This is a genomic window from Silvania hatchlandensis, from assembly GCF_025564065.1.
Lineage (GTDB): Bacteria > Pseudomonadota > Gammaproteobacteria > Enterobacterales > Enterobacteriaceae > Enterobacter > Enterobacter hatchlandensis.
This window is the reverse complement of sequence record NZ_JAMGZK010000045.1, coordinates 45,845-58,485: the sequence shown is the minus strand read 5'-3', so window position 1 is coordinate 58,485 and position 12,641 is coordinate 45,845. Positions and strand designations below refer to the sequence as shown.

Below are 12,641 nucleotides of genomic sequence, written 5' to 3'. Positions count from 1 at the left end.
AATCCTGCGCCTGAGACATTCAGGCGCACTAGCCGCAAATTTCAACCCGTCGGCGCTCTTCACTTGGCGTAATCGAAAAGACTTTTTTATACAGGGTGCTGAAATGGCTGCTGTTGGCAAAACCGCACAGGAAGGCGATTTCGGTAATGGTCATGTCGGTTTCACGGACTTTGACCCGAGCCGATACCAGCCTCAGGTGCTTAACATAATTTTCTGGCGTCATGCCTGTTGCGGCTTTGATATGCCGAAACGCGGTTCTTGGGGTTAAATGAAACTGCTTTGCGAGGTCATTCCAGTCATACTCTTCAAAACAGTTTTCCTGTAAGTGGTTCAGCAGCTTATGCAATTTATAACGGGTGTTGTTATGGTTAACCTCCGACTGCGCCTGCAGCAGCGTATTGACCAGCTGGAAAAAAAGCGACTCCCGCTGCTCAGCCCGGAGCGGCTGGGAACTGAAGATTTTATCAATTAGCGAATTACACTGCATTCGCGCATCCGGTGCCAGCCATGTATAGCAGCGCGCATCCCGCACTGAGAATCGTTGCAGCAGGGATTCTGTTTGCTGTAAGAAAACAAAATTAGCCACGGGATTGATAAGGATATTAATCAGCTTCAACGTCCCCAGTTCATCATAAAAGTGAGAGTCGCCGCGCTGCACATAAAAAATATCCCCTTGCTGGATATAAAGTGGCTTTCCGTTAATAACGTGCAGACCATGTCCTTGCTCAACAATAACCAGTTCATCAAATTCATGGCAATGCTCGCAGCTATTATCTTCCGGGTCGCTTCTATAAAGCGCGAGTTTGTCGTGGATGGAACTGAAATAATGCTCAACGGTTAAGGTGTTCATAAATTATCCTGCGGCAAGGAAAGCTGCGAGCACCATAATAGATTTACCCACCCGACAGAAGCCCTCTTTTACAAAGTGTGAACATTCTCAGGTCGACCTCACTCGCAGTGCCAACCTTCGCAGGGGGTTGGCACTATCAGAGTGGCTGGGTTCCCGGATGAACTTTATTCTGCCTGAAATCTTACAGAGGACGCAGTATGTCTCAGGCAATCCAGCAGCACCATAATCTCACTATGCTTCGCGATGAGCAGTTCCTTGCCAACGCCAGCGCATTAATGCCAACACTCCATTCTCAGGCTATTTCGCCGGTCAGCGTCATCAACCCGGTTGTCGATAATTCCGCATTGCTCGGCTGGCGCGCCGAAAAGGTAGCCGATGCCAGTACATGGCTAACAAAAAGCTTCTCGCCGGGCGATACCTTTATTCTGGATTTTGGCACTCACGGTGTCGGCTGGTTAAATTTTAGCTGTGAAGCCGCAGGCAGCCCGCCGGATGCACCCGCCCATCTGGAGTTTATTTTTGGCGAAACGCTGTGCGAAATGGCCGAGCCGTTCAGCGATTATCAAGGATGGTTAAGCAGCAGCTGGTTACAACAACATCATGAATATCTTGATATCCTGCCGGCAGATATTACGCTGGCACGCCGCTACTGCTTCCGTTATCTGAAAATTCGCGTCGTGGCGCTGTCGCCAAAATATCAGCTGCGCTTTAAGCAGATCACCTTAAATAGCGTCAGCTCCGCCCCACTGGAATATCCAGCCTGTGAATCTACCGATCCACAGCTGCGAAAAATAGATGAAGTGGCGGTCAGAACCCTGCGCAATTGCATGCAGGAGGTGTTCGAAGACGGGCCGAAGCGCGATCGTCGTTTATGGCTGGGGGATCTGCGCTTACAGGCGCTGGTAAATGACGTTACCTTCGCGAATCACGACCTTGTTCGCCGCTGCCTGTATCTGTTTGCCGGTCATCGCCGCGCAGACGGGATGGTGTCTGCCAATATCTTTGTTCGTCCTGATGTGGTGGCTGACGATACGTTTCTGTTTGATTATTCACTCTTTTTTGTCGACACCCTCTACAACTATCTGCAGGCGACCGACGACAGACACACCGCCGATGCCCTGTGGCCTGTCGCCCTTCGTCAGGTCGAACTGGCGCTGGCGCGTTGCCATGACGGGCTGGTCATCGATGGTGACGACTGGTGGTCGTTTATCGACTGGCACGATCGGCTTAATAAGCAGGCCGCATCCCAGGGAGTGCTCATCTACTGCATCGAAAAAGCCGTTCGGCTGGCAGAGATTTGCGACCCTGCCCAGGGGGAAATGCTGAACGACAAGCTGGCACAGGTGAAACGCGCTGCCCATCAGCTGTGGGATAAGACAGCAGGATTTTATGTCAGCGGCGCTCAGCGCCAGATCAGCGCCGCCTCGCAAATCTGGCTGGTGCTGGCCGACGTGGGCGATGTGGCGCATCAGCAAAAAGTTCTCAGCAATTTGATTCAGTCTCCCCCATCAGTGGGAATGAACACCCCCTATCTACGCCATCACTTTATTGCCGCGCTGTTGAAATGCGGGCTGCGTGAACGTGCCGTGGCCGAGATTAAAGCCTACTGGGGGGCGATGGTGGACGACGGGGCGGATACCTTCTGGGAATTATTTGATCCAGAAAGACCCGATTTCTCTCCTTATGGCAGTAAGCTCATTAACAGTTACTGCCATGCGTGGAGCTGTACCCCGGCCTGGTTTATCCGCCAGTTCGGTCTCTGATAAACAACTATAAAGTGGACAAAATGGCTAAATCATTCTTAATGCTATGGCGGCAACGGTTAGGCTACGGGATCGCCGATCTCTCCTGTAACCTGGTCTGGCAGCTGATTTCCCTGTATCTGATGTTCTTTTATACCGATGTGATGAACTTACCGGCTTACTGGGTCGGGATCATGTTCCTCGTGACGCGGCTGGTCGATGGCGTGGCGGATGTGTTGATGGGGCTGATGATCGACAATACCACCACCCGCTGGGGGCGCTGCCGCCCGTGGCTGCTGATTGGCGCGGTACCCTTTGGTTTGATGTGTATTCTGGCATTTTACGTTCCTGATTTCGGTACCACCGGGAAGCTGATCTATGCCTTTATCACCTATCTCTGCCTGTCATTCCTGTACACAATCGTCAATATTCCCTTCTGCGCGATGCTGCCGTTCCTGACTGCGGATTCACAGGAGCGCACCACCTTATCGGCTGTGCGTATTCTGTTGGGCTCGCTGGGCTCCACCATTGTGGCGGTTGCCACGCTGCCGCTGGTCGGCGCATTGGGGCAGGGCAATCAGGCGCAGGGTTTTTTGTACACCGCCATTGTGTTTGGCGTGATTGCGACCTTCTTCCTGCTGATCAGTTTCCGCAACGTTGAGGAGAAGATCACGATCACCCAGGAGCGCATGACGCTTAAACGTGCCTGGACGGGCCTGAAATCCAACACGCCGTGGAAAGTGTTCGCGCTGAACATCTTCCTGATGTGGGGCGCGTTCTTCTTCCAGACCGGGGCGCTGGTCTATTTCTTCCACTACTACGTCGGCAGCAGTGAACTGACCGCCATCGTGGCCGGGATCGCCTCCTTTGTGCCGTTGCTCGGTACGCTGACGGTGCCGTTCCTCGCGGGCAAAATGAAAAAACGCCATGTCTACCTGGTGGCCAGTACCATTAACCTTATCGGCATGGGCATCATGATCGTCGCCGGGGTGAACTACTGGGGATTAATTATTGGTGCCATCGTCCTGTCGCTTGGCGCAGGCCAGCGTACAGCAATCTACTTCTCAATGCAGGCCGACCCGGTGGATTACGGCGTCTGGAAAACGGGTATCAATACCGCGGGTATTTTGACCTCCATCAACGGTTTTCTCGGCAAGGTGGCGATGGCAGGGGCAGGGGCGATCACCGGTTTTCTGCTCTCTTCTGGCGGCTATATTGCGAACAGCGTGCAATCCCCGGACGCGCTGTTTGCTATCAAAGCCTGCTATCTGTGGATCCCCGCCGGGCTGATTGTGGCGTCGATGTTCTGGATCGGTCGTTTCTACCGGCTCGACGACAGCTTCGAGGCGATCCGGGCCGATCTGGATGCCGGGATTTTCGCGAAAGACGACGAACCTAAACTTAAAAAATCTGCCGTTATTTAAACTGACCCCTTTCTGATAACAGGACATCTATGCGCATCTCTGTGATGAGCGCAGCGGTTTGCTGCGCCCTTTTTTCACCGTCGTATGTGTTTGCCGACGGACAAAGTGTCGAACAACGTCTGGCGCAGCTGGAGCAGCGTCTGAGCATGGCGGAACAACGCACCGCCGAGGCAGAAAAGCGCGCGGTTAAAGCAGAAGAGCAGGTCGCGACTCTGAGCCAGCAGGCCCAGGCCACCGATAAAAAAGTGGAAACCGTCAGCCAAAAGCAGCAGAAAAACGCGCTCGCGGACGGGTTTGAATTTAATGCCTACGCTCGCTCTGGATTGCTGATCAATAACCACGGTAAAGGCGGACGCGGCGGGCCGGGCGTGTCGCCGGCCAGTTCCCTGAACGGTGACGCGCACGTCGGGCGACTGGGCAACGAAGAAGACAATTACATCGAGCTCAGTTTCGGGAAGCGCATGACCTTTGATGACGGCTCGTGGGCGCATTTTAAAACCATGATTGCCGATGGCGCCACCAACCCCGATCCCTGGGTACAGGATAACGACAGCCACCACATCAACGTGCGACAGATGTACGTTGAGATGGGCAACTTCCCGGAGTTTTCCGGGCCGGTACAGAATGCTTACCTCTGGGCCGGGAAGCGTTTTGACAGGGACAACTTTGATATTCACTTCACCGACAGCGATATCATGTTCCTCGGCGGCACCGGAGCCGGGATCTACGACGTGCAGTGGACCAACAATCTGAAAGGTGACTACTCCCTGTATGGACGCAACTTCGGCGATCTGGGCAGTTCACATTATGAAGACAACGACATTCAGAACCTGATGCTCACGGCTAACCACTTCTACGGTAACTGGCAGCTAATGCTCACCGGCATGACGGCGCAGGGGAATGACGAACTTAAAGACAATACCTCCACGACGGGAAGTTATGCCCTGCGTAGCGACAACATCGCACAAAACGGGTACTACGCGATGCTGGCGTACCATGATAAACAGCAGTTTTACGGGCTGACCAAAGGGGTATCCGAAACCGCCCTGCAGTTTGGCGGGGGACTGGGGGCAGAAGCGCGTCAGCCGGGCAGCGACGGCGATCTGACGGATAATGCCATCTCGTTACGTTTCGCCTCGTATGGCATTCTGCCGGTGGCGAAAAACTGGGAAATTGCGCCGTCGGTTATTGCCCAGCACAGTGAAGATCGCTACCGCGACGGGGACCGTTACGACTGGGCAAGCTTCAACGTGCGTGCGTCTCAGGCCTTAAGTCCGCACTTTGCGCTGCTCTATGAAGCATCCTGGCAATATATGGATTTGGATCCCAACGGACGAACCTACCGTTCAGACGGCGAGGTGAATCAGTATCAGGCAGTGAAGGGGGATTTTTACAAGCTGACGTTTGCGCCGACGTTTAAAGTGGGCAACGTATTTGATATTAAGGCGCGACCGGAAATTCGCCTTTTTGCGACCTGGATGAACTGGGATAAAGAGCTGGATCGCTACGCCATCAACGATGACTTTGGCAGTAAGGGCTTTACCGCAGGCGGGACGTGGAACTTTGGCGTGCAGACTGAAATCTGGTTCTGACACCCTCTGAGCAACGCAAAACAAAAGGCCGGGATATCCCGGCCTTTATTATTCTCTGTACGCCATCACCGGCGAAAACTCTTAGCGACTACGGAAGACAATGCGGCCTTTGCTCAGGTCGTACGGGGTCAGCTCAACAGTCACTTTGTCGCCCGTCAGAATACGGATATAGTTTTTACGCATTTTACCGGAGATATGCGCGGTAACGACGTGACCGTTTTCCAGTTCTACGCGAAACATGGTGTTAGGTAACGTATCAAGTACGGTACCCTGCATTTCAATATTGTCTTCTTTGGCCATCTAATCCTCTGGGGTATCACTACCAAGTTTTGAACCGGCAAGATAATGCCGAAATTCATCAATTAAGTAAAGATTTGTGCGGTTAAAACGCAACAAAGCAGTTTCAGCGTATTACCCGGACGTCACGGTTCGACCGTACGAAAAGCGCATACGTAAAGGGGAGGTGGCAGGATAAACGGTAGGGCGTTATCGGATGCGAACTATTCCCAAACGGCGGCGGGGCAACAGGCAGAACCTACTCTGCGGCACAATTATAGCATCATAGGGAAAAATATGCGGAAAACATTTACCCCTGCGGCGTAAATAACGTCGCGGGCACCCAGAAGTTTTGCGGTAATTTCTGCATCCGCAGGGCATCCAGATGCTCAAGATATTCGCGTCGCGAGATCTCCACCGCCCCCAGCGAGGCGGTATGTTCGTTCAGGACCTGGCAATCAATCAGCTTGCCACCGCTCTGAGCGAAGCGGTTGCAGAAGACCAGCAGTGCCGTTTTAGATGCATTCACGGCGCGGCTGAACATCGATTCTCCGCAAAACAGGGCTCCTTGAGCAACCCCGTACATGCCACCAACCAGCTGATTGTTCTGCCACACTTCTATCGAGTGCGCATACCCCAGCTCATGTAGCCGGTGATAGGCGGCAATCACGTCGGGCGTGACCCAGGTGCCTTCTGAACGGTCGCTGGCGCACCCTTCGATCACCTGTCCAAAGGCGTGATTGAGGGTCACGCGATATGGGGAACGGGCATGAAAGCGCTTCATGCTGCGGCTGAGATGAAATTGCGTGGGCCACAGGATGGCGCGGGGATCGGGCGACCACCATAAAATCGGGTCGCCGGGAGAAAACCACGGAAAAATACCGTGCTGATAAGCCATCAGTAATCGCGATGGACTCAGGTCGCCGCCCAGGGCCAGCAAACCATTAGGTTCACGCAGCGCCCCTTCCGGAGAAGGGAACGCCAGAGAATGACGAGAAAGCTGGACCAGGCGCATGACAACGAAACTCCAGTACGCGAAGCAGGGATCGGTTCAAATATAGACTACAGACGTTGTTTAAACTGGTAGTAGCGGCCCTGTTTCGCCAACAGCTCTGCATGACTACCTTGCTCAATAATTTTTCCGTTGTCCATCACAATAATTTGATCGAAATCTGCCAGTCCGCGCAGACGGTGCGTCACCATCAGCAGCGTTTTGTCCTGCATCTCTTTCGCCAGTAAATCAAGGATCTGACGCTCGGTCGTGGCATCCAGACCTTCTGTGGGTTCATCGAGCAGCATCAGCGGTGCATCATGCAGAAGTGCGCGCGCAATCGCCAGTCGGCGCAGTTCGCCACCGGAAAGCTGACGTCCGCCTTCGCCGAGCCAGCTGTTCAGCCCCTCGTCTTCCAGCAGCTTGTGCAAGCCCACTTTTGCCAGCATCGCGCTTAATACATCGTCTGCTGCGCCGGGGGCGGCTAACAGCAGGTTTTCGCGCAGGGTCGCGCTGAAAAGATGCACGCGCTGCGGTACTACACTCACTGATTGACGCAACGCCTTTTCACCGATCTGCATCAGCGGCGTGTCGTTGAACTGAATCTGGCCCTGCGCCGGGTCCCAGGCGCGGGTCAACAGCTGTAACAGCGTCGATTTGCCGCAGCCGGTACGTCCGAGCACCGCAACGTGTGCGCCTGCGGGGATCGTCAGGTTAACGTTGTCCAGCGCCGGCTGCGCCTGGCCTTCATAGGCAAAGCTCACATCCGTCAGGCGCAGAGCCAGCCGTTCAGGCACATCGGAGGAGGCGGTGCTGAACTGCACTTCGGGCTGCTGGCTGGTGATTTGGGTGATGCGCAGCGCAGACGCCACCACCTGACCCAGATGTTGAAACGCCCCGGTAACGGGCGCGAGGGCTTCAAACGCGGCCAGCGCGCAGAAGACAAACAGCGCGATCAGGGCGCCAGGTTGCGTATTGCCGCCCACGCCGCCGGAGGCCATCCACAGCATGGCAATCACCGCAAAACCGCCAATCAGCAGCATCAATGCCTGGGATAAGGCCGTCAGTTCCGACTGCTTGCGCTGGGCTTCGTGCCAGCTCATCTCGGTATTTTCCATCTGCGCACGATAGCGGCGGCTGGCACCGAAAATCGTCAGCTCCGCCTGACCCTGCAGCCAGGAGGTGAGCTGTTGGCGGTATTCGCCGCGCAGACGGGTCAGATTCTCGCCGGTCGATTTCCCGGCGCGATAGAACAGCGGCGGCAGTAAAAACAGGGTCAGCAGCATAATCCCGCCGAGGGCCAGCGCGATAGTGCCATCCAGCAGGCTGAGCCCCAGCGTGACCACGACAATCACCACGAACGCGCCCACCAACGGGGAGATAACGCGCAGGTAAAGGTGATCGAGCGTATCCACATCTGCGACGACGCGGTTCAGCAGTTCGCCCTGGCGATAGCGCGCCAACCCGGCAGGGGAGAGGGGCAGCAGCTTGCTGAACGTGGTGATCCGCAGATGTTGCAGCACCCGGAATGTCGCGTCATGGCTGACCACACGCTCGAAATAACGTCCGGCGGTTCGGGCGATTGCCGTACCGCGCACGCCTGCAGCAGGCAGCATATAGTTGAAGCTGTAAAGCCCGGCAAAACCGGCCACTGCTGAAGCCGACAGGAACCAGCCGGAGAGCGTCAGCAGGCCGATACTTGCCAACAGCGTGAGGATTGCCAGCACGATGCCAAGAGTGAGCATCCATTTGTGGCGCATATAAAGCGCCAGGTAAGGCAGTAAGGCACGCATCAGATGTCCTCCTGACGGTTAGCCAGCAGGGCAGCAAAAGGTCCCTGAGCCGCAGCGAGCGTCGCGTAATCACCCTGTTCGACAAGGTGACCATTTTCCATTACCCAGATCTGATCCCAGTGGGCAATACCTTCCAACTGGTGGGTCACCATCAGCGTCGTTTGCTGCCGGGAAGCCTCATCCAGCGCCAGCATCACACGCTGTTCGCTGTGCGCATCCAGGCTGGCGGCGGGCTCGTCCAGCAGCAACAGCTGACACGGATTAAGCAGGGCGCGGGCGAGGGCGATACGCTGCGCCTGGCCGACTGAAAGCCCGGCAGCCTGATCGCCCACGACCGTATCGACACCGTTCGGCAGCAGCGGCAGAAATTCGCTGACCCAGGCGCGATCGAGAACGGAATGCAGTTCATCTTCGCGCGCATCCGGGCGCGCCAGCAGCACGTTTTCGCGCAGCGTTGCCGCCGGAAGCTGCGGGTTCTGACCGACCCAGCTCAGGTGCTTACGCCATTCATCGGGATCCAGAGCCGAGAGTTCAGTCTGATTAATCCGTAACGAGCCGCTGTAGGCCATAAAGCCGGATAGCGCATTCAGCAGGGAGCTTTTGCCCGACCCGCTGGTGCCGACCAGCACCACCCGTTGACCCGCAGAGAGGGTAAAATTCAGCGGCCCGGCCAGTATTTTGCCTTCCGGTGACAGGACACAGAAATCGTCTGCTTCAACGCTGACCGGACTGCTGGTATTCAGCGTCACGTCGCCGCGCTGCGGATGGGCGAGAGGCGTTTCAAGGAAGGTTTTCAGGCTATCCGCCGCGCCGACTGCTTGCGCTTTGGCATGGTAAAAGGTGCCTAAATCGCGCAGCGGCTGGAAAAACTCCGGCGCAAGGATCAGCGCCAGGAACCCGGCTGAAAGCGTGACTGCCGTGCCGTAGTGACCAAAATCAAACGCGCCCAGATAGGAGAAGCCGAAATAGACCGCCACCAGCGCAATGCACAGCGAGGTAAAGAACTCCAGCACCCCGGAAGATAAGAAGGCCAGACGCAGCACTTCCATGGTGCGCTGACGAAAATCCTGCGACGCCTGACGGATGTTTTCGGTTTCGGCTTCACCGCGACCAAAGATGCGCAGCGTGTCCATTCCGCGCAGGCGGTCGAGGAAGTGGCCGCTGAGTCGGCCCAGCGCCAGAAAATTGCGGCGGTTAGCATCTGCAGCACCCATTCCAACCATCGCCATAAACATCGGGATCAGCGGGGCGGTGCCGAGCAGGATCAGCGCGGCAATCCAGTTGTAAGGCAGGATGGCGAGGACGATCAGTACCGGCACAAACACGGCCAGCGCCATCTGCGGCAGATAGCGGGCATAGTAATCATGCATATCGTCGATTTGCTCAAGGACGAGCGTGGCCCAGCTACCGGCAGGTTTGCCCTGAATCCAGGCGGGACCGGCCTCATGCAGCCTGTCGAGAACCTGACGGCGAATTTCGTAGCGGATATTCTGCCCGGCGTGAAAACCCACGCGCTCACGCAGCCAGACCACCCACGCACGCAGGATAAACACCAGGATCAGCACGATAAACGGCAGAAGCAACGCTTCCCGTGGAATATTTTCCATGATCATGTGATTAAGAATGCGAGCCAGAAGCCAGGCCTGACCGACAATCAACAGGCCGCTGATAAACCCCAAAAGTCGGGAGATATTCAGCCAGCGGCGCGAAAGTACACTTTGCTGCTTGAGCCAGCGAGTCAGCTCTTGTTGACGGGTTTTTTCCATTGCGTGATTTGCAGGTGCTGTTATTGGGTATTGGGCCCGGCAATGTTACAACGCAGAGACAATAAAGGCGACTTATCGCCGCCTTTTTTACGTTTGTAGCTGACTTGTAAAGATTATTTACGTTGGTCGGCTAATCCGTCGAGATAACGTTCTGCATCCAGCGCCGCCATACAGCCGGTGCCCGCAGAGGTGATTGCCTGACGGTAAATATGGTCCATCACATCGCCTGCGGCGAATACGCCAGGGATGCTGGTCTGGGTGGCATTACCGTGGATCCCGGACTGTACTTTGATGTAGCCGTTCTCCAGCGCCAGTTGACCGTCAAAAATCGCGGTGTTCGGGCTGTGGCCGATGGCGACAAACAGACCGGCAACGTCCAGCGTCTCGACGTTGTCCGTGTTCTGGGTATCACGAATGCGCAGACCCGCTACACCCATCTGATCGCCGGTCACCTCTTCCAGGGTGCGGTGGGTGTGCAGCACGATGTTGCCGCTGGCCACTTTATCCATCAGACGTTTGATCAGGATTTTTTCCGCGCGGAAGGTATCGCGGCGGTGGATCAGGTGCACTTCAGAGGCGATGTTCGCCAGATACAGCGCTTCTTCAACGGCGGTGTTGCCTCCGCCAATGACTGCCACTTTCTGGTTGCGGTAGAAGAAACCGTCGCAGGTGGCGCAGGCGGACACGCCGCGGCCTTTGAACGCCTCTTCGGACGGCAGACCCAGGTAGCGAGCAGAGGCCCCGGTGGCAATGATCAGCGCGTCGCAGGTGTATTCGGCGTTGTCGCCGATCAGGCGGAACGGACGGTTCTGCAGATCGACTTTGTTGATGTGGTCAAAAATGATTTCGGTATCAAATTTGGCGGCGTGCTCGTGCATACGCTCCATCAGCAGTGGCCCAGTCAGGCCTTCAGGATCGCCTGGCCAGTTTTCTACTTCGGTGGTGGTGGTCAGCTGACCGCCTTTTTCCATGCCCGTAATCAGTACCGGTTGCAGGTTAGCGCGTGCAGCATAGACCGCTGCGGTATATCCCGCAGGTCCAGAACCAAGGATTAGCAGTTTACTGTGTTTGGCCGTGCCCATGAGATCCCCATTGTTGTTAGCAGATATTTTCACGGATTGTAGGGAATTTGTTGCCGTAAAAAAAGGGCGCAGCGATTTTGTTAACGATAGCTGCAATAGAAGAGGGCGATGAACGGTGGTACCGCGGTGCTGATTATATCGCCAGCAGACCTGGGCGATTGGTCGAAACTGCGGCGATAAGTTGAGGATTAATCGCCGGTCGCAATGAATATCCGGCATGTTGTACTAAATTTCGATGTTTTGCTTTGACAATCCCCTGCGCTTTTGCGAAAACATTGAAGGAAGAAAAAAAAACGGCCTTTGTGTAACGCATAGTCATGCACAAAATCACCATTTTTACCGGGTCAGCGAAATCTACGCATGGTGTGGACAGATGCCATACGTGATGTTGATGGCCGCCTTTGGGCACGGTCTTCTTACCACATAACCCCAATCGACATCGCGCAAACTAAAATACAGGTGATGCGATTACTCACGGGGAAAGACTCTGAACAGTGAAGTGCACAGGGTCCTGGCAGGAGTTAGGGAAGGAATACAGAGAGACAATAATAATGGTAGATAGTAAGAAGCGCCCTGGCAAAGATCTCGACCGCATCGATCGTAACATTCTTAATGAGTTGCAAAAGGATGGGCGTATTTCCAACGTCGAGCTTTCAAAACGTGTGGGACTTTCCCCGACGCCGTGCCTTGAGCGTGTGCGCCGACTGGAAAGACAGGGTTTTATTCAGGGCTATACGGCTCTGCTGAACCCGCATTATCTGGATGCCTCACTTCTGGTATTTGTTGAGATTACTCTGAATCGTGGTGCCCCGGATGTGTTTGAGCAATTTAACTCCGCTGTGCAAAAACTGGAAGAAATTCAAGAGTGTCATTTGGTTTCCGGCGATTTCGACTACCTGTTGAAAACCCGTGTACCTGATATGTCCGCTTACCGTAAGCTGCTGGGTGAAACCCTGCTGCGACTGCCTGGCGTGAACGACACCCGTACCTATGTGGTAATGGAAGAAGTCAAACAGAGCAATCGTCTGGTTATTAAGACGCGCTAACACGGAACAGGTGCAATATGAGCGTACTTTGATTACACTCCTGTTAATCCATACAGCAACAGTGTCGGGATCCCGGCAC

At 55.1% G+C, this 12,641-nt stretch carries 11 protein-coding genes; 4 read left to right on the top strand and 7 right to left on the bottom strand.

Annotated features, from left to right (window positions below; all coding sequences use genetic code 11):
• Nucleotides 1–28 precede the first annotated feature (28 nt).
• Entirely contained in the window at nt 29–850 is an 822-nt protein-coding gene (locus M8014_RS08490) for a helix-turn-helix domain-containing protein (RefSeq protein ID WP_271282083.1), read from the bottom strand.
• Between the two features lie 197 nt (nt 851–1,047).
• On the opposite strand from M8014_RS08490, the gene M8014_RS08485 reads away from it, so the two are divergent.
• From M8014_RS08485 to M8014_RS08475, 3 genes are read left to right on the top strand one after another with little or no spacing between them, the layout of a single operon-like run.
• Nucleotides 1,048–2,613 carry an alpha-L-rhamnosidase-related protein gene (locus M8014_RS08485; protein WP_271282082.1) on the top strand — a complete coding sequence of 522 codons (1,566 nt, stop codon included), beginning with the start codon at nt 1,048–1,050 and terminating at the stop codon, nt 2,611–2,613.
• 23 nt (nt 2,614–2,636) lie between these two features.
• The gene (locus tag M8014_RS08480; RefSeq protein ID WP_271282081.1) at nt 2,637–4,016 is read left to right on the top strand and encodes an MFS transporter; all 1,380 of its coding nucleotides are present in this window, start codon (nt 2,637–2,639) and stop codon (nt 4,014–4,016) included.
• Nucleotides 4,017–4,045: 29 nt separating this feature from the next.
• Nucleotides 4,046–5,608 carry a carbohydrate porin gene (locus M8014_RS08475; RefSeq protein ID WP_271282080.1) on the top strand — a complete coding sequence of 521 codons (1,563 nt, stop codon included), beginning with the start codon at nt 4,046–4,048 and terminating at the stop codon, nt 5,606–5,608.
• An 81-nt stretch (nt 5,609–5,689) separates the two neighbouring features.
• Here the strand turns inward: M8014_RS08475 and infA are convergent, their stop codons facing one another.
• The 6 genes from infA to M8014_RS08445 all read right to left on the bottom strand — a co-directional run bounded on the left by infA (nt 5,690) and on the right by M8014_RS08445 (nt 11,835).
• Entirely contained in the window at nt 5,690–5,908 is a 219-nt protein-coding gene (gene infA / locus M8014_RS08470) for a translation initiation factor IF-1 (RefSeq protein WP_002211347.1), read from the bottom strand.
• 286 nt (nt 5,909–6,194) lie between these two features.
• Entirely contained in the window at nt 6,195–6,899 is a 705-nt protein-coding gene (gene aat / locus M8014_RS08465) for a leucyl/phenylalanyl-tRNA--protein transferase (protein ID WP_271282079.1), read from the bottom strand.
• A 47-nt stretch (nt 6,900–6,946) separates the two neighbouring features.
• Complete coding sequence (cydC, locus tag M8014_RS08460) at nt 6,947–8,668, bottom strand: heme ABC transporter ATP-binding protein/permease CydC (protein WP_271282078.1); 1,722 nt, start codon at nt 8,666–8,668, stop codon at nt 6,947–6,949.
• Nucleotides 8,668–10,434: a heme ABC transporter permease/ATP-binding protein CydD gene (gene cydD / locus M8014_RS08455; protein ID WP_271282077.1), complete on the bottom strand. Its 1,767-nt coding sequence runs from the start codon at nt 10,432–10,434 to the stop codon at nt 8,668–8,670. The genes cydC and cydD overlap by 1 nt, the downstream gene beginning before the upstream one ends.
• A 113-nt stretch (nt 10,435–10,547) precedes the next feature.
• Nucleotides 10,548–11,516 carry a thioredoxin-disulfide reductase gene (gene trxB / locus M8014_RS08450; protein WP_271282076.1) on the bottom strand — a complete coding sequence of 323 codons (969 nt, stop codon included), beginning with the start codon at nt 11,514–11,516 and terminating at the stop codon, nt 10,548–10,550.
• 133 nt (nt 11,517–11,649) lie between these two features.
• Nucleotides 11,650–11,835, bottom strand: a complete 186-nt coding sequence (locus M8014_RS08445) for a hypothetical protein (RefSeq protein ID WP_271282075.1) — start codon at nt 11,833–11,835, stop codon at nt 11,650–11,652.
• A gap of 232 nt (nt 11,836–12,067) precedes the next feature.
• Here M8014_RS08445 and lrp point away from each other — a divergent pair, with 232 nt between their 5' ends.
• Nucleotides 12,068–12,562: a leucine-responsive transcriptional regulator Lrp gene (gene lrp / locus M8014_RS08440; RefSeq protein ID WP_002439523.1), complete on the top strand. Its 495-nt coding sequence runs from the start codon at nt 12,068–12,070 to the stop codon at nt 12,560–12,562.
• Nucleotides 12,563–12,641 lie beyond the last annotated feature (79 nt).

What these genes read in the sequence shown, in the direction of transcription:
- M8014_RS08485 (WP_271282082.1), top strand. Translation starts at nt 1,048, where the DNA reads ATGTCTCAGGCAATCCAGCAGCACCATAATCTCACTATGCTTCGCGAT.
- cydD (WP_271282077.1), bottom strand. Translation starts at nt 10,434, where the DNA reads ATGGAAAAAACCCGTCAACAAGAGCTGACTCGCTGGCTCAAGCAGCAA.
- infA (WP_002211347.1), bottom strand. Translation starts at nt 5,908, where the DNA reads ATGGCCAAAGAAGACAATATTGAAATGCAGGGTACCGTACTTGATACG.
- M8014_RS08475 (WP_271282080.1), top strand. Translation starts at nt 4,046, where the DNA reads ATGCGCATCTCTGTGATGAGCGCAGCGGTTTGCTGCGCCCTTTTTTCA.
- trxB (WP_271282076.1), bottom strand. Translation starts at nt 11,516, where the DNA reads ATGGGCACGGCCAAACACAGTAAACTGCTAATCCTTGGTTCTGGACCT.
- M8014_RS08480 (WP_271282081.1), top strand. Translation starts at nt 2,637, where the DNA reads ATGGCTAAATCATTCTTAATGCTATGGCGGCAACGGTTAGGCTACGGG.
- M8014_RS08445 (WP_271282075.1), bottom strand. Translation starts at nt 11,835, where the DNA reads ATGACTATGCGTTACACAAAGGCCGTTTTTTTTTCTTCCTTCAATGTT.
- M8014_RS08490 (WP_271282083.1), bottom strand. Translation starts at nt 850, where the DNA reads ATGAACACCTTAACCGTTGAGCATTATTTCAGTTCCATCCACGACAAA.
- cydC (WP_271282078.1), bottom strand. Translation starts at nt 8,668, where the DNA reads ATGCGTGCCTTACTGCCTTACCTGGCGCTTTATATGCGCCACAAATGG.
- lrp (WP_002439523.1), top strand. Translation starts at nt 12,068, where the DNA reads ATGGTAGATAGTAAGAAGCGCCCTGGCAAAGATCTCGACCGCATCGAT.
- aat (WP_271282079.1), bottom strand. Translation starts at nt 6,899, where the DNA reads ATGCGCCTGGTCCAGCTTTCTCGTCATTCTCTGGCGTTCCCTTCTCCG.